The organism is Microbacterium sp. 2FI (assembly GCF_005502885.1).
Classification (GTDB): domain Bacteria; phylum Actinomycetota; class Actinomycetes; order Actinomycetales; family Microbacteriaceae; genus Microbacterium.
In genome coordinates this window covers 62,842-87,457 of sequence record NZ_SCMR01000014.1, presented here as the reverse complement: position 1 = coordinate 87,457, position 24,616 = coordinate 62,842, and the positions used below count along the sequence as shown (strand labels likewise).

Sequence of the window (24,616 nt, the reverse complement as noted above, 5' to 3'; positions counted from 1 at the left end):
CGCGCCGGACCGCCGAGTGCACGGGTTACCGCCGAGCGCACGCCGTGCCCGCGCGGCTAGGTCGTGCACTCGGCGCTAGGTCGTGCACTCGCCGCCGGCCGCGTGCGCCGGCCGCGTGCGCCGCGCGGCCGACCCCGCCTCAGAGCCTCTCGGCCAGCTCCCGCGACGCCGCGGCGACACCTCGCGCCAGCGCGTCCTCGTCGGTGGTGACGAGCGTCTGGTCCTCGATGAGCACCCGACCACCCACGAACAGGCGCTTGAGCGGCGGCATCGCGCCGAGCCCGAGAGCCGCGACGGGGTCGAGGATGCCGGCGTGCTCCACCCGGTCGACCTGCCACACCGCGATGTCGGCGAGCTTTCCGACCTCGAGCGAGCCGATCTCGTCCTGCCGGCCGAGCACGCGAGCCCCGCCCATCGTCGCGATGCGCAGCCCGTCTCTCACGCTGAACGAATCCGCGCCGGTGCGCAGGCGCCCCATCAGCACGGCTTCGCGGATCTCGATGCCCAGCTGCCCCGACTCGTTCGACGCGGCGCCGTCGACGCCGAGCCCCACCGGAACCCCCGCCCGCAGCAGGTCGCGCACCGGCGCGATTCCCGATGCCAGGCGTCCGTTCGACGACGGGCAGTGCGCGACGCCCGTGCCGGTGGCCGCGTACCGCTCGATCGCGCGATCGTCGAGGTGGACGCAGTGCGCCATCCACACGTCGTCGCCGAGCCAGCCGAGGTCTTCGAGGTACTGCGTCGGCGTCTTGCCGAAGTGCTCGGCGCAGTAGGCGTCCTCCTCGACGGTCTCCGACGCGTGCGTGTGCAGCCGCACGCCCAGCGACCGCGCGAGCACCGCCGATTCCCGCAGCAGATCGGCGGTCACCGAGAACGGCGAGCACGGCGCGATCGCGATTCGCACCATCGCGTCGAAGGAAGGGTCGTGATACCGCTCGACCGCTTCCTGCGAGGCCGCGAGTGCGGCATCCGTCGTCTCGACCGCGAAATCCGGAGGCAGGCCGCCCTCCGAAGCACCCAGATCCATCGAGCCGCGCGTCGCGTGCAACCGCACGCCGACGGTCGCCGCCGACTCGACGAGCGCGCCGACGATGTCGCCCGACCCCTTCGGGAAGATGTAGTGGTGGTCGCCGACGGTCGTGCAGCCTGAGCGCGCCAGCACCGCCATCGCTCCTGCCGCCCCGACGCCGGTGAGCCGCGCATCGATCTGCGACCACAGCGGATACAGCGCCGTCAGCCAGTCGAACAGGATCGAGTCCTGCGCGTACCCGCGCGTGAGCCACTGGTACAGGTGGTGGTGCGTGTTGATGAGCCCGGGTGTCACGAGGCACCCGCGCGCATCGACGACCTCGGCGCCGTCGCGCCACTGCTCGGGCGCACGGCCCGCACCCACCGCGACGATCCGCCCGTCGTCGACGACCACGTGGCCGCCGTCGTACTCCGCCGACTCGCTGTCGACCGTGGCGACATGACCGCCTTCGATGATGGTGCGCGTCATTCGGCTGCTCCTGCGGGGTCGGGGGTGAAGGCGATGGATGCTGCGCACGAGCGCGCCGCATCGACGTGTGCATCCGGTCGGCGCTCCCGGTGGATCGCTCCGTCGCGCTCGCGCAGCGGAGCACCGCTGCCGCCGTGCCGCGAGGCCACGATCTCGGCGAGCACCGACAGCGCCGTCTCGTCCGGCGTCCGCCCCCCGAGGTCGAGTCCGAGCGGGGAGTGCAGGCGCGCGAGGTCGATCTCGGAGACACCCGCGTCTCGCAGCATCCGTGCCCGATGCGCGACCGTGCCGCGCGCGCCCATCGCACCCACGAACCCGACCGGAAGCCGAAGGGCGACCGCGAGTGCCGGCACATCGAGCCGCTCGTCGTGCGTCAGCACGCACACGGCGGTGTTCGCATCGAGGTCGTGCGGGTCGAGCGCAGCGAGCAACTCGTGCGGCATCCCGACGACGATCTCGGCGGCGTCGGGGAAGCGCTCGTGCGTCGCGAGGGTCTCCCACACGTCGCACACCGTGACGGCGAAGCCGGCGGCGGCCCCGATGCGGCAGAGGGCGACGGCGTGCTCGCTCGCGCCGAGGATGATGAGCCGCGGCGCTCGGGCGACCGACAGGACGACGATCGGCTGGTCGGTGCTCTCGGCATCCGTCGCCGCGAAGCCACCGTCGATCGCGACCACCCGCCCCGCCGCCGTGATCCCGACGGTCACCGCCCGCCCTGCCGCAGCCGCCTCGAGTGCGGCCATCGTGACCGCGTCGGGCGCGACCGCGAACGCGATCACCTCGACGCTGCCGCCGCACGCGAGGCCGGCGGCATGGGCCGCGTCGTCCGAGAACCCCAGCCGCGCGGTCTGAGCCCCCGAGAAGCGGGCGGTGTGGGCGAGCACGACCGCGTCGCCCTCCACGCACCCGCCCGAGATCGATCCGATCACGCGGCCCTCGGCGGTGACCGCCATCGACGCGCCCTCGCCGCGGGGCGCGCTGCGCGCGACGCGCGTGACAACGACCACCGCGACGGGCTCGCCGCGGTGCAGCACCGGCAGCAGTTCCCTCGCGAGTTCGAGCATGCTCCTCACGCTAATCCCGACGTGTTTCCGGCGCACTACGCTCAGGGAAATGGCGGCGCCGACCCGCGGCGCACCCCGACGCGAGGAGCGCGATGCACGCCTGCGGACTCGTCCTCGCCGCCGGCGGCGGAACGCGCTTCGGCGGCCCGAAGGGCTTCGCCCGCGCGACCGACGGCACCCCCTGGGTCGACCTCGCCGTGCGCATGTTGCACGACGGTGGCTGCGACCGGGTGCTCGTCGCCGTCGGTGCGCACGGCGACGAAGTGGCAGCCCTCGTGCCGCCCGGCGCAGAGGTCGTCACGGTGCCCGACTGGAGCGACGGAGTGTCGGCGACCCTGCGGGCGGGGCTGGCCGCGGCATCCGTCCTCGCGTGCGACGCGGTCGTCGTGACGCCCGTCGATACGCCGGATGCCGCACCCGCCGCCGTCGTCCGTGTGCTGGCCGCCCTCGGCCCCGAGCCCCGCGACGGCCTCGCGCAGGCGATCTACGACGGCAGGCCCGGCCACCCCGTCGCGATCGGCGCACACCACTTCGACGCTGTCGCCGCGGCCGTCACCGGCGACCGCGGCGCGCGCCCCTACCTCGCCACGCACGGCGTCGTCGACGTCGAGTGTGGCGACCTGTGGTCGGGCGCCGACATCGACACCCGCTGACCCACCCCTGCAACCACAAGGACCGGGCCGCGCTCCCGAAGGAACACGGCCCGGTCGAAGGGGGTGCGGCCGGCGGATCCCGCCAGGAAGTGATCCGGCCGCACCGGCCTGTATTCGGGTTACTCCTGTGCGCTCGGCTGCTCGATGTCGGCGATCACCGCCTCGACCGCGCGCTGCAGCACGGCGCGGGCTTCGACGTTCTCGACCCGCTCGGGGATCTGAACGAGCACGAAGCGCAGTTCGCTGAGCGCCTTCGCCTCGTTGCCTGCGGCGAGGGCCGCCGACGCGCGATCCAGACGGATGCCGAGCGAGGTCAGCGCGCCGTTCGTGACGTCTCCGTCAGCGCGGAGCGCCGCCAGAGTCGCCTTGATGTCGGCGATCGACGTCGTGAACAGCAGCCGGTCGAGATCGACGCCTCCGGTGGAGGTGACGACGATCGTGCCGGTGCCTTCCGGAACCTCGATCAGCGGTGTGGACACGAGCGACCAGGCACCCGCAGACGAGACGTTGAACGTCGCGAACGCGTCGGCCGCGGCATCGCCCCAGTGCAGCGACACCTGACCGGTGCCCATCGCACGCAGCTCGACACCTGTGATGCCGCCGAGCTCGACCGGCTCGTACGAGATCGACTCGCCCGGCACGAGGCCGGTGAGCTTGCGGAACGCCGAGGCCGACTCGTCGTCGACCACCGCGACACCCGCCGTGCGGGCGTCGGCGTGCTCGGCCTGCAGCTCACGCGGATTCAGCAGCGTCACCGCGTCACCGGTGAGTGCCGGCGCCACCGCTCCGCCGAGGTCGGTGTACGAGACGCCGATCTGCGCGTAGATGTTCTCGGTCTCGCCGTGGCCGGCTTCGAGAGACGTCTCGACCTGGGCCGTGCAGCCCGAACCGGTGAACAGCGGGTGGGTGTGGGTGTTGTCGTGTCCGAGGCCGTAGCTCCACAGCACACGGCTGCAGTCGATCGCGGCGCCGTCCTCGGGATCGGTGACCTTCACCTCGAGTTCGACGATGTCACCCCAGTCGGTGAACGATCCGTTGACCGGCGTCACGATCTCGACCACGGGCGCGGTGTTGCCCACCGTGATCGTGACCGATGCCAGGCTCACGCGACCCGCCGAGTCGGTCACCTGCACGCGGGCTGCGTACTGGCCGTCAACGGTGTAGGTGTGCGAGGTGGTCGCCTCGCCCGGTGTGAACGTTCCGTCACCTTCGACGTCCCACGCGAAGCTCAGTGCGAGCCCGTCGGGGTGGGTCGAGTCGGCTGCTGAGAAGTCGACGGTCAGCGGGCCCTGGCCCGACGTCACCGACGCCTCGAGATCGACGCGCGGACCCTTCGTGCCCTCGACGTAGTCGACGCGGTACAGGCCCGAGTCGGGGTTCGGGCGGAAGAAGCCGTCGCCGTAGTCGAGAACGTAGAGCGATCCGTCAGGGCCGAACTCGATGTCGATCGGGTTGTCCCACGGCGGCATCCCCGCGGCGGTGAGCGACGCGTTGGGCAGGAAGTTCTCGATGCGGGTCACTTCGCCGTCGGGGTCGTCCTGGCTGTAGACGAACACGCGGTCGCGCGAGAACTCGGCCATGAACGCCTTGCCGTCCCAGTACGCCGGGAACTTCGTGGTCGCGGGGTTCTCCTCGTCGTAGCGGTAGGTGGGTCCGCCCATCGGCCCCTGACCTCCCGAGCCGAACTCCGGCCACGGCTGGTGGGTCGGCTGATCGCCGTACCAGAGCTGCGGCGCGGTTGCGCTCGGCAGCACGCTGATCCCGGTGTTGTACGGGCTGTTGTTGACGAGGGTGCCGTCGCAGTCGTAGAAGGCGCCCGGCGTGAGCGTCTCGTAGTCCCAATCGTTGTAGTTTGCGTTCGGCCCGTGGCAGAACGGCCAGCCGCCGTTGATCGGCACCGTCGTGGACTGCCACTCGACGTACCCCATCGGGCCGCGGAGAGCATTGGCCGTGCCGGCATCGGGCCCGTAGTCGCCCCACGTGATGGCGCCGGTCACCGGATCCGAGTCGATGCGGAACGGATTGCGCAGGCCCATCGCGAAGATCTCGGGACGCGTATTGGCCGTCCCCGGCGCGAACAGGTTGCCCGCGGGGATCGTGTAGCTGCCGTCCGCCTGCACGTCGATGCGCAGGATCTTGCCGCGCAGGTCATTGGTGTTGCCCGCCCCGCGCCGTGCGTCGAAGCCCGGGTTGTAGCCGACCCGGTCGTTCATCGGCGCGAAGCCGTTGGCGCCCGGGGTGCTCGCCGGCGTGTTGTCGCCCGTCGAGAGCAGCAGGTTGCCGTCCTTGTCGAACGCGACGTCGCCGCCGACGTGACAGCACTGACCGCGCTGAACCTCGACGCGGATGATGTCCTGCTTCGTGGTGAGGTCGAGCGAGTCGGTCTCCTCGTTCCACTGGAAGCGGCTCACCTGGTTGTAGCCGAGCCACTGGTTCCAGTAGGTGGCGTCCGCGCCCGCCGGCAGCGTGTTCGGCGCCGAACCTGTCGCCGTCGTCGCGGGGTAGGGGGCGACCATCTCGCGGGGGGCGTAGTAGAGGTACACCCACCCGTTCTCGTCGAACGCGGGGTCGAGGGTGATGGTCTGCAGGCCGTCCTCCGAGTTGGCGTACACGTCGATCGTGTTGACGATCGTCGTCGTGCCCTGGGCGGGGTCGGTGAGGCGGATCTGGCCGCCGCGAGCCGTGGTCAGCACGCGCGAGTCAGGCAGGACGGCCATGTCGATCGGCTCGCCGAGACTGCGTGACAGTGTGACGCGTTCGTAGTTCGCCCACGTGGTGGCGGTGATCTCATCGCCGTGATCGTGGCCGGGATGAGCGGCCGCTGGGGCGGCGATGACGAGGGATGCTGCGACGGCGAAGCCGGTCGCCAGTGCCACGATTCGTGGCGGGGACGTACGCATGGGGACTCCAGTCGGATGGGGGTGGCGGGATCCGTTGCTGGAGCCGGGCCGCACGGCGGTGCCGTGCGGCCCGGACGAGCCGCTGCGAGATCTGGGGTCGTGCAGCGGAGGTGGACCGGTTTCCGGTCCGGGGTGAGAGGTTCGCGGGATTCAGGGAGGAAGTGAGGAGGGGGGCGTTTGGACCCGGAATCGGCGCCCCCCTCCGACCGTCCGCGCGGATGCGGGCGGCCTGACCGTGTGTCAGCCGCGGAGGGCCGCCAGGTTGTCGTACGACGACTGGGCGAACGCGAGCGACTGGCCGGGGTTGGCGGAGCCGCCACCGGCGTTGTCCTGCTCCCACATCGAGTTGTGGTAGCCCTTGGCCCCGATGCGCTGGAAGAACGTCGTGTAGTCGATGTTGCCGGCGCCGAACGGAACGATGTCGTAGCCGTTGCTGCTTGCCGGGTTGGTCCGGCCGTCCTTCGCGTGGAAGAGCGGGAACCGCGTGGTCTGCGCGGCGACGAGCCCGGCCGGGTCGAAGATCTTCTCCACGACGGTGCCGTCCGGGGCGGTGTACTGCCGGTGCTGGTGCTGCGCGACGTGCGCCCAGTAGACGTCCATCTCGAGGTAGACGTAGTTCGGGTCGGTGTTCTGCAGGAACCACTCCAGGCGCCGCAGACCGCTCGAGCGTGTCGGGCGGCCCAACCCGTCGTTGGGGCCGCTGTCGAGCAGGAAGCTGTATGCGGGCGAGTGGTTGTGCGTGTACAGCTTCAGACCGTGGGTTGCCGCCCGCGCTCCGAGGATGTTCCACCGCTCGGCGGCGAGCTGCCAGTCGGCGAGGTAGCTGCTGCTGGTCGGGTCGTTGCCGGTGCCGATGTGGCCGAACCCGAGGATGTTTGCCACCTCGCACGCCGCGTCGAAGCTCGCGAGGGTCGCGTCGGTGATCGTCGACGGGATCGAACCGTGGTTGCCCTCGGCCTCGAGGCCGAGGTCATCCAGCCAGGTGCGCATGAGCTGTGCTCCGGCGACGTTGTTGACGTTCCCGCCCTCTGCGTTGGCGTTCTGGTTGTACCCGGCGAACTCGATCTGCTTGTAGCCGATCCGCGACAGTTCGGTCAGCACCTCCTTGAAGCCCGACGCGAACTCGCTCGTGTTCGGGTCGCGGCCGATAGCGTCGCGCACCGTGTAGAGGATGATGCCGCGCTTGCCCGGGGGCACGAGGACGCCGTTGGCGCCCTTCGCCGCGGCGACGCCGCCTGCGACGCCGCCGTGGGCGTGCGCATGGCCACCGCCGAGCCCGACGACGGCGGCTGCCGCCATTCCGGTCGTGGCGGCCAGCAGCTGCCGGCGGCTGAGGCCGAGCTTTCGCCCGAGGACGCGGGCGTCTTCTTCGGCCTGATAAGTGAGGTCGTCCATGATGCTCCCTTGCACGGATCGTTCCGGTGATGTCGGGGGCGGGGGGTTCGAAGTGCGAAGTGCACCCTCCGCGCTTCGCATGCGGCATCCGTGTTGATCACGGCACGTCCGCGTGCCTTCGAAATCGTCCTCGACTTTCTCGGAGACTAGGGCATTTGTCAGAACTCGGTCAAGCAAAAGAAAAATGCTTCTCATGCAACTTTCATCAAACTTCGTCAAAAGGTGCTCATGGGAGCGCACCCACGTGAAACCGACCGCTCAGGTTCTGCAACTGCAGACAGGACGCGATTGTGCACAATGGCGGGCGAACACGGCGAAACGCGGGACGACGGATGCCGAAATGCGGCGTGTCGCGAGGACGACCCGCCATTGTGCTCAGCGCGAGCGCCGAGCGGCCTCAGGCCGCGATGACGACGTTCAACGGGGGCTCGCCCGCCAGCATCCGCTCGATCTGGGTGCGCACGAGGCGCGCGATGCGCGGCTGCATCGCCGTGGACGCCCCGCCGACGTGCGGCGAGATGAGAACGCCCGGGAGCGACCACAGCGGGTGGTCCGCCGGCAGCGGCTCGGGCTCGGTGACATCGAGGGCAGCGCGCACGCGTCCGCGGCGCACGTGGTCGACGAGCGCGTCGGTGTCGACGAGCGACCCACGCCCGACGTTGACGACGAGCGCGCCGTCGGGGAGCGCCGAGAGGAAGGCGTCTTCGATGATGCGGTTCGTCGCCTCGCCGGCCGGAAGCGATGTGATCACGATGTCGGCGTCGGGGAGGAGAGCCGGAAGCTCGGAGACGCTGTGCACCGGCATCCCCTCTTCGTCACGCGCGCGCGAGGCGACCGCCACGAGCTGCACTTCGAAGGGGGCGAGGCGGGCCGCGATCGCTTTGCCGACCCCGCCGTAGCCGAGCAGCAGCACGCGGCGATCCGCGAGGCTCGTGGCGAACTCCGGCGCCCACCGTCCTTCGTCCTGCGCCCGCACGAACGCCGGGATCCGCCGCTGCGACGCGAGCGTCAGCGCGACGGCGAGCTCGGCCGTCGAGGCCTCGTGCACCGACGCGGCGTTGGCGAACGCGTGTCCGCGCGGAAGGTGCGCGGCGATGCCGTCGTACCCGATCGACTGGCTCTGCACGAGCCGCGTCCGCACGCCCTCGAGGCGCGGCAGGATCACGCTCGCGCTCATGTAGGGCGGCACGACGATGTCGATCTCGTCGCGGGGGGCCTCGGCATCCATTGCCCACACGATCAGCTCGACGCCCGCCGGGACCGGCCCGATGTCGGCCGCCAGCTTCTCGGTGGGAACGCTGACGACGAGGGGGCGGATGCTGCTGCTCACTCTTCCCACGCTACCGGCGCCGAGAGGACTAGAGTTCGGGCAACCGGACACTGGAGGCGATGATGGTCCCCGAGATCAACTACTGGGCGGTTCTGCTGGCGACACTCTCGACGATGATCGTCGGGTCGGTCTGGTACGCGCCGAAGGTCTTCGGCAATCGCTGGGCGAAGCTCGCGAACGTCGACATGAATGCCGAGAAGACCGCGCTGCAAGCCTGGATGCCGATCATCGTGACGGTGTTCGTGAGCTTCCTGTCGGCATGGGTGCTGGCCGGGGCGACCGCGATCTCATGGCACTTCTACGGAGGCGGGTTCCTGCTGTCGGCCCTCGGCACCGCCGTGATCCTGTGGGCAGGCTTCACCGCCGCGCGCTTCATCACCCACGATCAGTTCGAGGGTCGGCCGTCGTCGCTCACCGTCATGAACATCGCCCACGAACTCGTGACCTTCGTGGTCATGGGCCTCATCATCGGCGTGTGGCCGCCGGCGGGAACCGTCTAGGACGAGGGGATGCCGCAGCCTACGCTGCGGCGGCGACCACCGCGGCGATGGCCGACGTGAAGAACGGCAGGCCGTCGACGCCCGAGCGCATCGCGGCGTCGGTGTCGGGGCCGAAACCCGGCTCGACCGCGTGCTCGGGGTGGGGCATGAGGCCCACGACGTTGCCGCGCTCGTTCGCGATGCCGGCGATGTCGCGGAGCGACCCGTTGGGGTTCACGCCCAGGTAGCGGAACGCGACGAGGCCCTCGCCCTCGAGGCGATCGAGCTCGTCGTCCGAGGCGATGTACCCGCCGTCGGCGTTCTTCAGCGGGATGACGATCTCCTGGCCAGAGCCGAATTCCGAGGTCCACGCGGTGTCGGCGTTCTCGACGCGCAGGCGCTGATCGCGACGGATGAACTGCTGGTGGGCGTTGCGGATCAGGCCGCCCGGCAGCAGGTGCGCCTCGACGAGCATCTGGAAGCCGTTGCAGATGCCGAGGACCGGCATGCCGGACGCAGCGGCATCCTTGACCTCCGCCATGATCGGAGCCCGCGCCGCGATCGCGCCGGCGCGCAGGTAGTCGCCGTAGCTGAAGCCGCCGGGGAGGACGAGCGCGTCGACACCATCGAGGTCGTGCGAGCCATGCCAGAGCGGCACCGCGACGGCGCCGGCGATCCCGATCGCTCGCTGCGCGTCGCGGTCATCGAGCGACCCCGGGAAGGTGATGACCCCGACGCGAATGCTCACTCGACGACCTCGATGCCGACCACGTCCTCGATCACGGAGTTCGAGAGGATCTCGTCGGCGATGCGTCGGGCGGTCGCGAGCGTGTCGTCGCCGACCTCGCCCTCGACGGTGAGTTCGAAGCGCTTGCCGATGCGCACGGACGCGAAGTCCGTGATGCCGAGGCGGTCGAGTGCACCGGCCACGGCCTTCCCCTGCGGGTCCAGCAGCTCGGCCTTGGGCATGACGTCTACGACGATGGTGGGCATACGAGGGCTCCGGATGTCGCGGGCAGGGGTCGATCACAGTCTACGGGGCGCGGCATCCGTCCTCGTGGTCACGCCGTGACGCAACCGTGACCATTTCATGGGAGCGCTCCCTTGACATCCATGGGAGCGCTCCCGTAACGTGACCTTCCGTCCGGTGGGAACGCTCCCACGACACCGCGGTCACGGGCACCCGTCCGAGACCGAGCACCTGCAACACATCCGACCCTGACAAACACAAAGGAGTGACAGTGAACTCACGTGCCTTCCGCAGGAGCGCCGTGGCGGTCGCCGCATTCTCGGCCTCTGCCATCGTTCTCGCCGGCTGCGCCGGCGGCAGCGGCAACGAGCCCACGTCCGACCCCGACGCCGAGATCACCCTCACGATCGCGACGTTCAACGACTTCGGCTACACCGATGAACTCCTCCAGGAATACATGGACGAGAACCCGAACGTGACGATCGTCCACAACCGCGCCGCCGAGTCCGGCGACGCCCGCACGAACTACTTCCAGAAGCTCGGCAAGGAGGGCCTGGCCGACATCGAAGCAGTCGAGATCGACTGGTTCGCCGAGGCCATGCAGTACTCCGACCTGCTCGCCGAGGCGCCTGACAGCGTCAAGGGCCGCTGGCTCGACTGGAAGGAAGCCGCCGCGACCGACGGCGACGGCCGTCTCGTGGGCTTCGGCACCGACATCGGCCCGCAGGGCATCTGCTACCGCGCCGACCTGTTCGAGGCCGCCGGGCTTCCGACCGACCGCGCTGAGGTCGCCGCACTGTTCGACGGCGACTGGGAGAACTTCCTCGACGTGGCCGACGAGTACAAGGCAGCCACCGGAAAGCCGATGATCGACTCGGCCAACTCGGTGCTCCAGGGCATCGTCAACCAGATCGAGTACACGTACACCGAGCCCGACGGCACCGTCATCGCGACGGAGAACCCGGAGATCCAGGCTGCTTACGAGCTCGTGACCTCGCGCGCCGTGCCGAACTCGGCCTACGCCGGTCAGTGGTCGGACGACTGGTTCGCGGCACTCGCCAACGGCGAGTTCGCCACGATGCTGTGCCCGGGCTGGATGCTGGGCGTCATCTCGGGCAACGCGGCCGACACCACCGGGTGGGACATCGCGGATGTCTTCCCGAACGGCGGCGGCAACTGGGGCGGCTCGTACCTGACCGTTCCCGAGAACGGCGCCAACGTCGACGCAGCGCTCGCGCTCGCCGACTGGCTGACGGCTCCCGAGCAGCAGATGAAGGCGTTCGCGAACGCGGGCACCTTCCCGAGCCAGCTCGAGGCGCTGGAGAGCGACGAGCTCGCCGAGGCGACGAACGAGTACTTCAACAACGCTCCGTCCGGTGAGATCCTCTCGAACCGCGCCGCGGCCGTCACGGTCGCTCCGTACAAGGACGCGAGCTACTTCAAGTACCACGACGAACTGCAGAACGCGGTCACCCGCGTCTTCGACGGCGTCGAAGACCAGGAGACCTCGTGGAACACGTGGGTCACCACGGTCGAGGCCTTCTGATAGGCATCGCCTCCTAGCCGAGTGCGCGCGGGTCGTCCGCGGCCCGCGCGCACTCGTCTTATCCCACGCCCCCTTCGACACCGATACGGAGCCCCACCCGTGACCTCGACCGCCACCCGCCCCACGGCATCCGGGCCGGCCGACCGGCCGTCCCCCGACCGGCAGCCCCGGGTGATCTCCTTCTCGCACCGGCTGAGCCGGTGGGACCTGAAGTTCTCGCCCTACCTCTACATCTCGCCGTTCTTCATCCTCTTCGCGATCGTCGGGCTCTTCCCCATCGCGTTCACGGCCGTCATCTCGTTCCAGGACTGGGATCTCGTCCGCAATGAGGGCGAGTTCATCGGATTCGCCCAGTACATCTGGATCCTTGAGAACCCGCAGTTCTGGACGGCCCTGCGCAACACCTTCAGCATCTTCCTGCTCTCGACCGTGCCGCAGCTGATCCTCGCGATCTTCATCGCCGCCATGCTCGACCGCAACATCCGCGCCAAGACCTTCTGGCGCATGGGCGTCCTGCTTCCCTACGTCATGGCCCCCGTCGCCGTCGCGCTGATCTTCAGCAACATGTTCGGCGACAACCACGGCCTGGTGAACAACACCCTCACCGACCTCGGCCTGCAGCCCATTCCGTGGCACAAGGACCCGTTCTGGAGCCACGTCGCGATCGCGACGATGGTGAACTTCCGCTGGACCGGCTACAACGCGCTGATCCTCCTCGCCGCGATGCAGGCGATCCCGCGCGACTACTACGAGGCGGCCACCGTCGACGGTGCCGGCGCGTTCCGCCAGTTCACCGCGATCACCCTTCCGTCGCTGCGCCCGACCCTGATCTTCGTGATCATCACCTCGACCATCGGCGGCCTCCAGATCTTCGACGAGCCGAGCCAGTTCGACAACACCGGTCAGGGTGGTGCGGCGCAGCAGTGGCTGACGATCACGCTGTTCCTCTACAACCTCGGCTGGCGCGAGTGGAACTTCGGCCGCGCCGCGGCGCTCGCCTGGATCCTGTTCCTCATCATCATCGTGATCGGCTTGATCAACCTGATGGTCACCCGGCGTCTCGTCCGTGACGAGGGCGGCCGCGGAGTGGTCGCACCGCGCAAGAAGGGAATCCGTCGATGACTTCGACCCCGCCGCTCGCCATCGTCGAGCAGAACATCCCCAATGCCTCCCGTCGCAGCCGCGGCGAGAAGACCACCAAGATCCGCGGCTACCGCGCAGGGTTCTGGGTGTACGCGGGCATGGGCGTCGTGCTCCTGTCGGCCGTGTTCCCCTACTACTGGTCGTTCCTCATCGGCTCGGGTGACTCGACGACGATCAACGATCCGAACATGTCGTGGATCCCCGGCGGCAACTTCTTCGCCAACGCCGCCGCCGTCGTCAACGACCCCGCGGTCAACTTCTGGCTGGCGCTGTGGAACTCGATCTTCAGCTCGACGCTCATCGCGACCGCGGTCGTGATCACCTCGACGCTCGCCGGCTGGGCGTTCGCCAAGCTCCGCTTCCGCGGCAGCAAGGCGCTGCTCGTCTTCGTGGTCGCGACGATGGCCGTGCCGATGCAGCTCGGCGTCGTGCCGCTGTACATCCTGTTCTCCGACCTCGGCTGGACGGGGCAGATCGGCGCGATCATCATTCCGGCCCTCACGAGTGCGTTCGGCGTGTTCTGGATGACGCAGTACCTGCAGCAGTCGGTGCCGGACGAGCTCATCGAGGCCGCGCGTGTCGACGGGGCATCCATGATGCGCACGTTCTGGGTCATCGGCGTCACCGCAGCCCGCCCCGCCGCCGCGATGCTGTTCCTGTTCACCTTCGTGGGCGCCTGGAACAACTTCTTCTGGCCGTTCATCGTGCTCGATCGCCAGAGCCCGACGCTCCCCGTCGCGCTGTCGCTCCTGCAGTCCAACTACTTCGTCGACTACTCGATCGTGCTCGCCGGCGTGCTGCTGTCGACCATCCCGCTCCTGATCCTGTTCGCCGTCGCCGGCAAGCAGCTGGTCAGCGGCATCATGGCCGGCGCCGTCAAGGGCTGACACCCCCGACCACAGCCGACCCGCACACTTTCCCACTTCCCCAGAGAGGACGCTGTCCTATGACCGCGACCACCCCGCGCGAATTCCCCTCCAACTTCCTGTTCGGAGCCGCCACCGCGGCGTACCAGATCGAGGGCGCCGCCCACGAGGACGGCCGGCGCGACTCGATCTGGGACGCGTTCGCCCGCGTTCCGGGCGCCGTGATCAACGCCGACAACGGCGACGTCGCGTGCGACCACTACCACCGCTACCAGGACGACGTCGCGCTCATGACGTCGATGGGTCTGCAGACCTACCGCTTCTCGACGTCGTGGTCGCGCGTGCACCCCGACGGGGGCCCCGCCAACGCCCAGGGCGTCGACTTCTACAAGCGCCTCGTCGACGAGCTGCTCGGCGCCGACATCCTGCCGTGGCTGACCCTGTACCACTGGGACCTCCCGCAGGCGCTCCAGGAGAAGGGTGGCTGGGCGAACCGCGACACCGCCGACCTCTTCACCGAGTACGCGCTCACGATGCACGACGCGCTCGGCGACCGCGTGAACGTGTGGACCACGCTCAACGAGCCGTGGTGCTCGTCGTTCCTCAGCTACACCGCCGGCATCCACGCCCCCGGCCACTACAGCGTCGAAGAGGGCATGCTCGCCTCGCACCACCTGCTGCTCGGTCACGGCCAGGCCGTTCGCGAGCTCCGGGCCCGCGACGAGTCGCTCACTCTCGGCATCACGGTGAACCTCACCGTCGCCGACCCGGTCGACGCCTCCGACCCGGCCGACCTCGATGCCGCACGCCGCATCGACGGACAGTTCAACCGCTGGTTCCTCGACCCGATCTACAAGGGCGAGTACCCCGCCGATGTGCTCGAAGACATGCGCGCGGTGGATGCCGCTGCCGCAGCATCCTTCGAAGCCGCCGTCCGCCCCGGCGATCTCGAGGCGATCTCGACGCGCATCGACTCGCTGGGCGTCAACTACTACCACGGCGAGCTCGTCGGAGGCCACGCGCCGCAGAACCCGCCGATCGGCGGCGACGCGCCGACCGACCGCGTGTCGGCGTCGCCCTTCCCCTCGCACGAGGGCATCTACTGGCACGAGCGCGGCCTTCCGCGCACGCCCATGCAGTGGGAGGTGCAGCCCGAAGGGCTCACGCGCCTGCTCGTCCGCGTGTGGGAGGACTACGCCGAGCCCGCAGGCACCGTGCTGTACGTCACCGAGAACGGCGCCGCGTACGACGACGTCGCCGTCGTCGAGGACGGCGAGACCCGCGTTCACGACGACGACCGCGTGGACTTCGTGCGGTCGCACCTCGGCGCGATCCTCGACGCGCAGGATGCCGGCGTCGACGTTCGCGGCTACTTCTACTGGTCGCTCCTCGACAACTACGAGTGGGCCTGGGGCTACGAGAAGCGGTTCGGTATCGTTCGAGTGGACTACGAAACGCAGGAACGCACCGTCAAGGACAGTGGGCGCGAGTACAGCCGCATCATCGCGGCACGCGCTCTCGAGCCGGCGGTGGCGCCGGTCGGGGTCTAGGCCCGTCGGGGGCGAGAGGGAGAGGGCGACATGACCACGGAAGCGATGCGCGGTTCCGTGACGATCGAAGAGGTCGCCGCGGCAGCCGGTGTCTCACGATCGACCGTGTCGCGGGTCGTCAACGGGTCGTCGGCGGTGAGCCCCGAGGCGCTCGAGGCGGTGACGCGGGTCATCGCCGAACTCAACTACGTGCCCAACCGCGCCGCCCGTTCGCTCGCGAGCCGGCAGACACACGCGGTGGCGCTCATCGTCCCAGAAGACACGACGCGCTTCTTCGGCGACCCGTTCTTCGCGGCGATCGTCTCGGGCATCAACGCGCGGCTGAGCCGATCCGACTACGTGCTCAACCTCTTCATCGCCAACGACGACCCGGGCGACAAGACGACGAGCTACGTGCGCAGCGGCGCCGTGGACGGAGCGATCATCGTGTCGCACCACACGAGCGACACGTTCATCGATCGCATCGCATCGTCCGTGCCCGTCGTGTACGGCGGACGCCCCGTGCGCGAGCGCGAGCGCGACTACTACGTCGACGTCGACAACGTGCGCGGCGCCCACGACGCGACGACGTACCTCATCGAGCGCGGACGCCGCCGGATCGCGACGATCGCGGGGCCCCTCGACATGCCCGCGGGCGTCGACCGGCTGCAGGGGTACCACGAGGCGCTCGCCGCGTGGGAGCTCACGCCCGGCGCGGTCGAGGACGGCAACTTCACCGCCGACGGCGGCGCCGCCGCCATGCAGCGCATCCTCGACGCGGGCGACGCACCCGACGCGGTGTTCATCGCGAGCGATCTCATGGCCCGCGGTGCGCTCGCCGTCATCGGCAGCGCGGGCCTGCGCGTGCCCGAAGACATCGCGATCATGGGCTTCGACGACTCGCCCGTGGCCACCTCGGTCATCCCGCACCTGACGACGATGCGGCAGCCGTCGTTCGCACAGGGCGAGCGCATGGCGACCGTGCTGCTCGACCTCCTGGCCGGCAAGCACCCCCGCCACGTCACGATCCTCGAGACCGAGCTCGTCGTCCGCGACTCGGTCTGACCCGGTCTGACCCGTTCCGGGCGTCCCCGCACCTGTCCTCGGCGCGTGCCGAAACCCCGGTCCGTCATCCGACACGCCGGGCGCGGGGCGCCACCGACGGCGTGTCGTCGTCACCGACCGGGTTTTCGGTACAGCGGGGTCGGGGAATGATGGGCGGATGCCGACGGTTCTCATTCACGTGAATGAAGAGCGCGCAGCATCCGATCGACTGGCCCCCGCCACCGGCATGGGAGCCGTCACGCTCCTCGTGGGCGACCTCGACGCGATGACCCGGTATTACCGAGACGTCGTCACTCTGCAGGTGCTCGCCGCCGAGGGCGACACGGTGACCCTCGGTCGCGCGGGCCGTGCACTTGTCGTGCTGCGACACGAGGCGACGCTGCGCCACGCGACGCCAGGCTCGGCCGGCCTCTTCCACACCGCGATCCTGTTCGAATCTCAGGCGGCGCTCGCCGCCGCGCTGTACTCGGTCGCGCGCAGCGCGCCGGGAACCTTCACAGGATCCGCCGACCACCTGGTGAGCCAGGCGTTCTACTTCACCGATCCCGAGGGCAACGGCATCGAGCTCTACTGGGACCGCGCGCGCACCGAGTGGTCGTGGGTGCACGGCCAGATCGAGATGGCGACGCTGTACCTGGATCCGAACACATTCCTCTCGGAGCACCTGTCGGACGACGTGGTGCGCGGCTCGACCGCGGAGGATGCGGCATCCATCGGCCATGTCCACCTGTCGGTGGGCGATGTCGCGACCGCGCGCGCCTTCTACGTCGACGCACTCGGCTTCGACGAGACGGCCGGGCTCAGCAACCAGGCCGTCTTCGTGAGCGCGGGCGGATACCACCACCACATGGCGATGAACGTGTGGAACTCGCGCGGGGCGGGTCCGCGGATGCCGGCCCTCGGGCTCGGTCGCGTCGATCTCGCACTGCCGGATGCCGATGCCCTCGGCTCGCTGGGTGAGCGCCTGCGGCACCACGGCGTCGCCCTGCGCGACGACGGGCAGACGGTCTCGTTCGACGATCCGTGGCGCAACGCCCTGCACGCGACGGTCGCCTGACCCGGTCGGCGGGCCGAAAACCCGGCCCGTCATCCGACACGCCGGGCCGAACGACCGTCCGTCGGGGTGTCGTCGTGACCGACCAGGTTTTCGGTACGGGAGAAGGGGCCAGGGGCCAGGGCCGGGGGCCAGGGGGTCAGCCGGTGAGGAGCCCGAGGAGCTCGCGGTACCGGTCGGCGGTGCGCTCGACGATCTCGGCCGGGAGTGCCGGCGGCTCGCCCTGCTTGTCCCAGTTCTCGGCCAGCCAGTTGCGGACGATCTGCTTGTCGAAGCTCGCCATCCGCTCGGCCGGCGTCGTTCCGGCGGCCCATGCCTCGGCATCCCAGTACCGCGACGAGTCGCTCGTGAGCACCTCGTCGGCGAGGGTCAGCACGCCCTCGGCGTCGAGGCCGAACTCGAACTTCGTGTCGGCGAGGATCAGCCCGTGCGCCTCGGCGGTGCGCGCAGCGCGCGTGTAGATCTCGAGGGAGAGGTCACGAAGCTCCGCCGCGCGCTCGGCGCCGACGAGTTCGACGGTCTGCTCGAACGAGATGTTCTCGTCGTGCTCGCCCATCGGCGCCTTGTAGGCGGGCGTGAAGATCGGCTCGGGAAGTCGGTCGCCGTCGGTGAGTCCGTCGGGCAGCGCGATGCCGCACACGGTGCGGCTCTCGCGGTACTCGGCCCAGCCCGAGCCGGTGAGGTAGCCGCGCACGACGCATTCGATCGGCTGCATGTCGAGATTCTTCACGACCATCGATCGCCCCGTGACGGCGGCGGGGATGAGCGAGACCACGTCGTCGGCGGTGTTCGCCCGACCGTCGGCGCCGAGGGTCAGCACATGCGCCGCGGCGAGATGGTTCGGGATGCTGCGCCCGCCGTCGGCGCCGGCGAGCTGATCGAACCACCACAGGCTCAGCGTCGTCAGCAGCACGCCCTTGTCGGGGATCCCGGGCGAGAGCACGTGGTCGAATGCGCTCACGCGGTCGCTCGCGACGACCAGCATCCGGTCGGCGGCAGCCGCCGACGCGGCATCGGAGTCGGGCTCGTACAGATCGCGCACCTTGCCTGAGTAGACGTGGCGCCATCCGGCGAGGTCGAGGGGAGCGGCATCCGTCACCCGCCCATTATCCCGGCGTGGCGCGAGAACGTGACAACCGTCCGCGGGGCCGCGTATAGTCCACGTGGACTAACCAATTCGGAGCAATCGCATGACTGACGCCGTCGACCGCATCACCCCGCTGGGGATCATGGTCCTCGCGCTCCTCGACGAGGGCGACATGCACCCCTACGAGATGATCCGGCTCATGCGCATGCGCCGCGACGATCGCCTCGTGCCGATCACGAACGGCACGATGTACCACACCGTCGCGCGGCTCGAGAAGGCGGGGCTCGTCGCCGAGGTCGGCGTCGATCGCGGCGGCAACCGCCCCGAGCGCACGACGTACGCGCTGACGTATGCCGGATCCGCCGTCGTCGGCGAGTGGGTGCGGCGCGAGCTCGCGCGCATCGACCGGCCCGCAGAGTTCCGGATCGCCCTCGCCGAGGCGCACAACCTCGAGCGGGCCGAGGCCGTGGCCCTGCTGCGGATCCGCCGCACGGCGCTCGCCGAGGCGCGCGCCGCGCTCGCCGAGGGCCACCGCTTCGCCCGCGACAAGGGCGTGCCGGCGCAGTATCTGCTCGAGGTCGACCGCGACGAGACGCTGCGCGGCGCCGAGCTCGCGTGGCTCGACGCCCTGCTCGAGCGCATCGACCGACCCGACTTCCCCTGGGGGCGCGCAGCCGAGCCCTCGGAACGCTATCTCGCTCAGCGAAAGGCAGCACGACAGTGAAGCACTCCGAGACGCCGGGCGCAGCATCCGCCCGCCCCGCCGAAGCACCCGCCGGCACCGCATCCGCCGCGACGCCGCCCGCCCGCAATCCGTGGCCGGCGCTGTGGGCGCTGGTCATCGGGTTCTTCATGATCCTCGTCGACACGACGATCGTGTCGGTGGCGAACCCCGCGATCAAGGCGGCCCTCGACCCCGACTCGAACAACCTCGACAACGTCGTGTGGGTGACCTCGGCGTACCTGCTCGCCTACGCCGTGCCGCTGCTGATCACGGGGCGCCTCGGCGACCGGTTCGGACCCAAGAACATCTACCTCATCGGCCTCACGGTCTTCACGCTCGCCTCGCTCGCGTGCGGACTGTCGCCGACGCTCGGCGCGCTCATCGCGTTCCGCGCGGTGCAGGGCCTGGGGGCTGCGATGATGACGCCTCAGACGATGGCGATCATCACGCGCACCTTCCCGCCGAACCAGCGGGGCGCGGCGATGGGCCTGTGGGGCGCGACGTCCGGCGTCGCGATGCTCGTCGGCCCGCTCGCCGGCGGCTTGCTGGTGGACGGCTTCGGGTGGGAGTGGATCTTCTTCATCAACATCCCCGTCGGCATCGTCGGATTCGTCCTGGCCTGGATGCTGGTGCCCAAGCTCGAGACGCACCCCCACCGGTTCGACCTGGTCGGCGTGTTCCTGAGCGCGACCGCGCTGTTCCTCATCGTCTTCGGGCTGCAGGAGGGCGAGACCTATGACTGGGGCGTGATCTGGGGACCCATCACCGTGTGGGGGCTCATCATCACCGGCGTCGGGGTGCTCGGCCTGTTCATCTGGCAGCAGTTCCGCACCAAGAGCGAGCCGCTCGTGCCGATGGAGCTGTTCCGCGACCGCAACTTCTCGGTCGCGAACATCGGCATCGCCACGGTCGGGTTCACCGTGACCAGCATGTCGCTGCCGCTCATGTTCTTCATCCAGCTCGCGCGGGGGCTCTCGCCCACCGAGGCCGCGCTGCTGCTCGTGCCGATGGCGGTCGCCGCCGGCGTCCTCTCGCCCCTCGCGGGCCGGTGGCTCGACCGCACCGACCCGCGCGTGCTGCTCGTGCCGGGCCTGCTGCTGGTCGCCGGGTCGCTCGTCCTCTACTCGGTCCTGATGAACCTCGACACCCCGATCTGGATGTACCTGATCCCGTCGTTCATCATGGGCGTCGGCAACGCCGGCATGTGGGGGCCGCTCGCCACCACCGCCACCCGCAACCTCTCGCCGCGGCAGGCGGGCGCGGGCGCGGGCATCTACAACACCACCCGCACGATCGGCTCGGTTCTCGGCTCGGCCGCGATCGCCGTGTTCATGCAGGCCCGCATCGAGGCGAACATCCCGGGCGCAGGCGAGTCGGGCGGCAGTTTCGGCAGCGGCGCGCTGCCGCCCGCGATCGCCGAGCCGTTCGCGGTGGCGATGTCACAGGCGATCCTGCTGCCGGCCGCCGTCATGCTCGTCGGCGTGGTCGCGGTGCTGTTCCTGCGGCGTCCGGTGCCCTCGACGGCTGCGTGGGAGGCGCCGGTCGAGGCGCAGTAACCCGCTCAGTCGGGGTCGGCGGGGTCGATCGGGGCGTGGTGGTCGAAGCCCGTCGTGCCCTGCTTCCAGTACCCGCTGAGGGCGACCTGCTCGGGTGCGAGGCCGAGGCTGCGCAGGAACCGGCGCACCGGCACGAGAGCCGACGCCTCACCCGCGGCGAACACGAAGGTCTCGGCATCCGGAGCCGTCGCCCGCACCGCCTCGACGAGGGCGTCATCGCGGCCGGCGCCGACGAGGCGCAGGCGCACATCAGCCCGCCCCGCCGTCTCGGCGATGTAGCCGGCGATCCACTCGCCATTGTCCGCAGCCACCGCGATGAGGTCGATGACGGTCGATGCCGGCACCTCCGCGGCCCACCGCGTCGCCGATTGCAGTGCCGTCTCGTCGCACACCAGCACGAGCCGGGCGGCCCCCTGCGGAGCGCCCTTCGAGCCGCGCGGGCCGACGATGACGAGCTCGTCGCCGAGCCGGGCCCGTGACGCCCACACGGCGGCGGGCCCGGGTGACGGATGCAGATAGAAGTCGATGTCGACGGCGACCTCGGCGCCGACCCGCGCCACCCGCAGCGGCGTGAAGTCTCGGGCATGCACGGGCGCCTCGGGGCGCACGATGCCGTCCTCGCCCGGCCCGACGGCGACCGGTGCGACGAGCTCGCCGGTCTCGGGGTCGGGGAAGAACACGCGCACGTGGTCGGCGGGTCCGGTGCTGACGAAGTCGGCGAAGTCCGGTCCCGACACGCGCACGCGCAGCATCGCCGGCGCCACCTGCTCGACGCCGATCACGCGGGCGCGGCGCGCCGTGAACCGGTTCCGCCCGCCGGCGCGGAAGAACGGCGAAGCCGGGTCGACACCGGGGCGCCCGGTTCGCCCGCGCGGTCCCGAAGCGGCGGCAGCGGCATCCGTCATGGGTGATCTCCTTCCGGCGCCGCCCACAGGACGGGCCCATCTCAGCCAACCACGACGACACCGGTGCACTGCCCCGGAACCGTGCACGATCCGGAAACCTAAACGTGCGCTCCCGACCCTGGCTAGCGCCGAGACCCCGGGATACGTTCGCTTGCACTGGAGCCGACTGGCCCAGCCGGTGACCGAGTCATCGCCGACGCGGCAGACCGGCCCAGCAACACGAACGTGAGGAAGACCGTTGTTCATCGTCGATTCGCAGATCCACCTCTGGAAGGAAGAGACGCCGGACCGCCCCTGGGTCCCGGGCGCCCGCGAGCGCATTCGTCTCAACGGGCATCGTGAGGAGGCCTTCCTCGCGGAAGAGGCCATCTCGCTCATGGACGAGGCCGGCGTCAACCGCGCGCTGATCCTGCCCCCGTCGTGGGAGGGGGACCGCATCGACTACGCCCTCGAGGCGGCAGAGCAGTACGACGGCCGGTTCGGGATCATGGCCCGCGTGCCCCAGAACGATCCCGAAGAGGGCGAGCGGCTGCTGCACTTCATCAAGGACAGCGAGCACATCAAGGGCGTGCGCCTGACCTTCCACCGCCCGCAGGACCGCAACTGGATGATCGACGGCACCAACGACTGGTACTGGCCGTTGGCCGAGAAGCTGGGCATCCCGACGATGGTGCACGCGCCGATCTGGAAGGCCGAGCTCGGCCAGATCGCCGAGAAGCACCCCGATCTGAAGATCATCATCGACCACATGGGCATCATGGCCCGCTGCGTCGATGACGCGATCGGCTACTGGGTTCAGGAGACCGCCGACCTGCACGTGCACCCGAACATCTCGGTGAAGGTCTCGGCGCTGCCGGGCTACTCGACCGAGCCCTTCCCCAACTACAACATCGAGAAGTACGTGCGCGAGGTTGTTGACAAGATGGGTCCGGAACGTGCCCACTTCGGCACCGACATCACGCGCCTGCTCGGTCACGGCCTCACCTGGACCGATACCGTCGAGCAGTTCACGAAGTACTACACCTTCTCGCCCGAGGAACTGGACTGGATCATGGGCAAGGGCATCTGCAAGGTCCTCGACTGGGACATCCCCGAGACGGCCGGCGCGGCCGCAGGATCATCGGCGAAGGCGGAGAGCTGATCCCATGACCGAGACGTACGACGGCGGTGAGCTGCTCATCGACGCGCTCACCGACCTCGGCGTCGACGTCGTCTTCTCATCGCCGGGGTCGGAATGGGCCCCGGCGTGGGAGGCGTTCGCTCGTCGTCAGGATGCCGGCGAGCATGCGCCCCGCTACCTCGACCTCACGCACGAGACGGTCGCCGTCGGCATGGCGACGGGGTACGGCCTCGTCACCCGCCGCGTGCAGGCGGTGCTGCTGCACGCGGCACCCGGACTCCTGCAGGGGTCGATGGCAGTCCACGGGGCACTGCTCGCGGGCGTCGGAATGGTCGTCGCCTCGAGCGAGTCGACCACCTACGGCGATGGACCGGGGCAGGATCCCGGCGGCCAGTGGTACCGCAACCTCTCGATCGTCGGCGGCACGCACCCGATCGCCGATCCCTTCACCAAGTGGTCGCAGATGGCGGGCTCGGTCTCGACCCTCTACGAGCTGGTGAAGCGCTCCGGCGAGATCGCCGAGCGTCAGCCGGCCGGGCCTGTCTACCTCAACGTGCCGCTCGAGGTGCTGCTCGAGCCCGCAGCGAAGCCCGTGCGCAAAGAGGTCGTCGCCCGCGGACGACGCGTGTCGGCGGCATCCGACATCGCGGCGGTGGCCGAGCTCCTCGCCCGTGCCGAGCGTCCGATCATCATCACCGAGACCGCGGGCCGCGAGCCCGGCGGCTTCGAGGCGCTGCGCGCGCTCGCCGACGACCTCGGCATCGGCGTGATCGAACCGGCATCCGCCGTATGCGCGAACTACCCGAAGACCGGGCCGCTCGCCCTCGGCGCCGACCTCGAGCCGCACATCGATGAGGCCGACCTGATCCTGCTCGTCAACTGCCGCGCCCCGTTCTATCCGCCGAGCCGCAAGCCCGGCTCGGCGAAGACGGTCGTCATCGACGAGGTGCCGCAGCGCCCGCACATCGTCTACCAGGTGCTGAACGCCGACCACTACCTCGAGGGCGCGCTGCCCGAGACGCTCGCCCAGTTGCGTGAGGCGACGCTCGTGGTCGGCGGCGACTTCGCGGCGCGGGCGGCGTCGTTCGCGCCCGCGCACGATGCGTGGGCTTCGCAGACGGATGCCGCCGAGCAGCGCTCGCGGGCCCCCGGCGCCTCCGGCGGGATCGACCCGGTCGCCCTCGCCATGGCCCTTCGCGGCATCGCGCGAGCAGAAGACGCGGTCGTCGTCGACGAGACGATCACCCACAGCCGCGTCGTGCAGCGCCACGTCGGCTGGGAACGGTCCGACTCGTACTTCTACGTGCAGGGCGGTCTCGGCCAGGGGATCGCTGTCGCCCTGGGCGTCAAGCTCGCGGTGCAGGACGGCTTCGTCATCCTCACCATCGGCGACGGCGCGTTCCTCTACAACCCGATCGTGCAGTCGCTGCTCGCGGCCGCCGACAACGGACTGCCGCTGCTCGTCGTCATCGTCAACAACAAGAAGTACCTGTCGATGAAGATGAACCACCTGCGCTTCTACCCCGACGGTGCAGCCGTGCGGACCCGGAACCACCTCGGCGTCGACCTGTCGTCGCAGCCCGAACTGTCGGCGTTCGCCACGCCGTTCGGCATGTTCGCCGCCGAGGTTTCGGACCCGGACGAGCTCGACGGCGTGCTCGCCGACGCCGTCGACGCCGTCAAGCGCGGCACGACCGCCGTCGTGAACGTCGCCGTCACCCGCTGACATCCC

21 protein-coding genes are annotated in these 24,616 nt (G+C 69.8%); 12 read left to right on the top strand and 9 right to left on the bottom strand.

Going from position 1 to position 24,616, the window contains the following annotated elements; all coding sequences use genetic code 11:
• Window positions 1-139: 139 nt before the first annotated feature.
• Together FFS15_RS12355 and FFS15_RS12350 are read right to left on the bottom strand one after the other, a co-directional pair.
• Window positions 140-1,498 (bottom strand): 8-oxoguanine deaminase, encoded by a 1,359-nt coding sequence (locus FFS15_RS12355; protein ID WP_137845332.1) that lies wholly within the window; start codon window positions 1,496-1,498, stop codon window positions 140-142.
• Window positions 1,495-2,562: an XdhC/CoxI family protein gene (locus tag FFS15_RS12350; protein ID WP_137845331.1), complete on the bottom strand. Its 1,068-nt coding sequence runs from the start codon at window positions 2,560-2,562 to the stop codon at window positions 1,495-1,497. The genes FFS15_RS12355 and FFS15_RS12350 overlap by 4 nt, the downstream gene beginning before the upstream one ends.
• 92 nt (window positions 2,563-2,654) lie before the next feature.
• On the opposite strand from FFS15_RS12350, the gene FFS15_RS12345 reads away from it, so the two are divergent.
• A complete protein-coding gene (locus tag FFS15_RS12345) occupies window positions 2,655-3,215 on the top strand; it encodes a nucleotidyltransferase family protein (RefSeq protein WP_137845330.1) in 561 nt (186 codons plus the stop codon).
• A gap of 119 nt (window positions 3,216-3,334) precedes the next feature.
• Here the strand turns inward: FFS15_RS12345 and FFS15_RS12340 are convergent, their stop codons facing one another.
• From FFS15_RS12340 to FFS15_RS12330, 3 genes are all read right to left on the bottom strand, one after another.
• A complete protein-coding gene (locus tag FFS15_RS12340) occupies window positions 3,335-6,091 on the bottom strand; it encodes a PQQ-dependent sugar dehydrogenase (protein ID WP_249354017.1) in 2,757 nt (918 codons plus the stop codon).
• Between the two features lie 264 nt (window positions 6,092-6,355).
• On the bottom strand, window positions 6,356-7,510 hold the full coding sequence (locus tag FFS15_RS12335; protein WP_137845329.1) for a TIM barrel protein: 1,155 nt from the start codon (window positions 7,508-7,510) through the stop codon (window positions 6,356-6,358).
• 397 nt (window positions 7,511-7,907) lie between these two features.
• Window positions 7,908-8,840, bottom strand: coding sequence for a 2-hydroxyacid dehydrogenase (locus tag FFS15_RS12330; protein ID WP_249354015.1), 933 nt, complete (start codon window positions 8,838-8,840; stop codon window positions 7,908-7,910).
• A gap of 62 nt (window positions 8,841-8,902) precedes the next feature.
• Here FFS15_RS12330 and FFS15_RS12325 point away from each other — a divergent pair, with 62 nt between their 5' ends.
• Entirely contained in the window at window positions 8,903-9,340 is a 438-nt protein-coding gene (locus tag FFS15_RS12325; RefSeq protein WP_137845353.1) for a DUF1761 domain-containing protein, read from the top strand.
• Between the two features lie 19 nt (window positions 9,341-9,359).
• Here FFS15_RS12325 and purQ read toward each other — a convergent pair whose 3' ends face one another.
• Both purQ and purS read right to left on the bottom strand, forming a co-directional pair.
• Window positions 9,360-10,067 carry a phosphoribosylformylglycinamidine synthase subunit PurQ gene (gene purQ, locus FFS15_RS12320; protein ID WP_137845328.1) on the bottom strand — a complete coding sequence of 236 codons (708 nt, stop codon included), beginning with the start codon at window positions 10,065-10,067 and terminating at the stop codon, window positions 9,360-9,362.
• Entirely contained in the window at window positions 10,064-10,312 is a 249-nt protein-coding gene (gene purS / locus FFS15_RS12315) for a phosphoribosylformylglycinamidine synthase subunit PurS (RefSeq protein ID WP_137845327.1), read from the bottom strand. The genes purQ and purS overlap by 4 nt, the downstream gene beginning before the upstream one ends.
• 248 nt (window positions 10,313-10,560) lie before the next feature.
• Here purS and FFS15_RS12310 point away from each other — a divergent pair, with 248 nt between their 5' ends.
• The 6 genes from FFS15_RS12310 to FFS15_RS12285 all read left to right on the top strand — a co-directional run bounded on the left by FFS15_RS12310 (window position 10,561) and on the right by FFS15_RS12285 (window position 17,495).
• Complete coding sequence (locus tag FFS15_RS12310; protein WP_137845326.1) at window positions 10,561-11,835, top strand: ABC transporter substrate-binding protein; 1,275 nt, start codon at window positions 10,561-10,563, stop codon at window positions 11,833-11,835.
• A 99-nt stretch (window positions 11,836-11,934) separates the two neighbouring features.
• Complete coding sequence (locus tag FFS15_RS12305) at window positions 11,935-12,957, top strand: sugar ABC transporter permease (RefSeq protein ID WP_137845325.1); 1,023 nt, start codon at window positions 11,935-11,937, stop codon at window positions 12,955-12,957.
• Window positions 12,954-13,865 carry a carbohydrate ABC transporter permease gene (locus tag FFS15_RS12300; RefSeq protein ID WP_137845324.1) on the top strand — a complete coding sequence of 304 codons (912 nt, stop codon included), beginning with the start codon at window positions 12,954-12,956 and terminating at the stop codon, window positions 13,863-13,865. Before FFS15_RS12305 ends, FFS15_RS12300 begins: the two co-directional genes overlap by 4 nt.
• Window positions 13,866-13,924: 59 nt before the next feature.
• Window positions 13,925-15,394: a GH1 family beta-glucosidase gene (locus FFS15_RS12295; RefSeq protein ID WP_137845323.1), complete on the top strand. Its 1,470-nt coding sequence runs from the start codon at window positions 13,925-13,927 to the stop codon at window positions 15,392-15,394.
• A gap of 30 nt (window positions 15,395-15,424) precedes the next feature.
• Window positions 15,425-16,438, top strand: coding sequence for a LacI family DNA-binding transcriptional regulator (locus FFS15_RS12290; protein WP_137845322.1), 1,014 nt, complete (start codon window positions 15,425-15,427; stop codon window positions 16,436-16,438).
• 226 nt (window positions 16,439-16,664) lie between these two features.
• Complete coding sequence (locus FFS15_RS12285) at window positions 16,665-17,495, top strand: VOC family protein (RefSeq protein ID WP_171013183.1); 831 nt, start codon at window positions 16,665-16,667, stop codon at window positions 17,493-17,495.
• A 136-nt stretch (window positions 17,496-17,631) separates the two neighbouring features.
• Here FFS15_RS12285 and FFS15_RS12280 read toward each other — a convergent pair whose 3' ends face one another.
• The gene (locus FFS15_RS12280; RefSeq protein WP_137845320.1) at window positions 17,632-18,591 is read right to left on the bottom strand and encodes a phosphoribosylaminoimidazolesuccinocarboxamide synthase; all 960 of its coding nucleotides are present in this window, start codon (window positions 18,589-18,591) and stop codon (window positions 17,632-17,634) included.
• 91 nt (window positions 18,592-18,682) lie between these two features.
• Between FFS15_RS12280 and FFS15_RS12275 the strand changes: the two genes are divergently transcribed.
• Window positions 18,683-19,303, top strand: a complete 621-nt coding sequence (locus FFS15_RS12275) for a PadR family transcriptional regulator (protein WP_137845319.1) — start codon at window positions 18,683-18,685, stop codon at window positions 19,301-19,303.
• A complete protein-coding gene (locus FFS15_RS12270; RefSeq protein ID WP_137845318.1) occupies window positions 19,300-20,859 on the top strand; it encodes a DHA2 family efflux MFS transporter permease subunit in 1,560 nt (519 codons plus the stop codon). The genes FFS15_RS12275 and FFS15_RS12270 overlap by 4 nt, the downstream gene beginning before the upstream one ends.
• 5 nt (window positions 20,860-20,864) lie before the next feature.
• Here the strand turns inward: FFS15_RS12270 and FFS15_RS12265 are convergent, their stop codons facing one another.
• Window positions 20,865-21,764, bottom strand: a complete 900-nt coding sequence (locus FFS15_RS12265; RefSeq protein WP_137845317.1) for a siderophore-interacting protein — start codon at window positions 21,762-21,764, stop codon at window positions 20,865-20,867.
• 238 nt (window positions 21,765-22,002) lie between these two features.
• On the opposite strand from FFS15_RS12265, the gene FFS15_RS12260 reads away from it, so the two are divergent.
• Window positions 22,003-22,905, top strand: coding sequence for an amidohydrolase family protein (locus tag FFS15_RS12260; protein ID WP_137845316.1), 903 nt, complete (start codon window positions 22,003-22,005; stop codon window positions 22,903-22,905).
• 4 nt (window positions 22,906-22,909) lie between these two features.
• A complete protein-coding gene (locus FFS15_RS12255; RefSeq protein WP_137845315.1) occupies window positions 22,910-24,610 on the top strand; it encodes a thiamine pyrophosphate-binding protein in 1,701 nt (566 codons plus the stop codon).
• The last annotated feature ends 6 nt before the right edge of the window (window positions 24,611-24,616 follow it).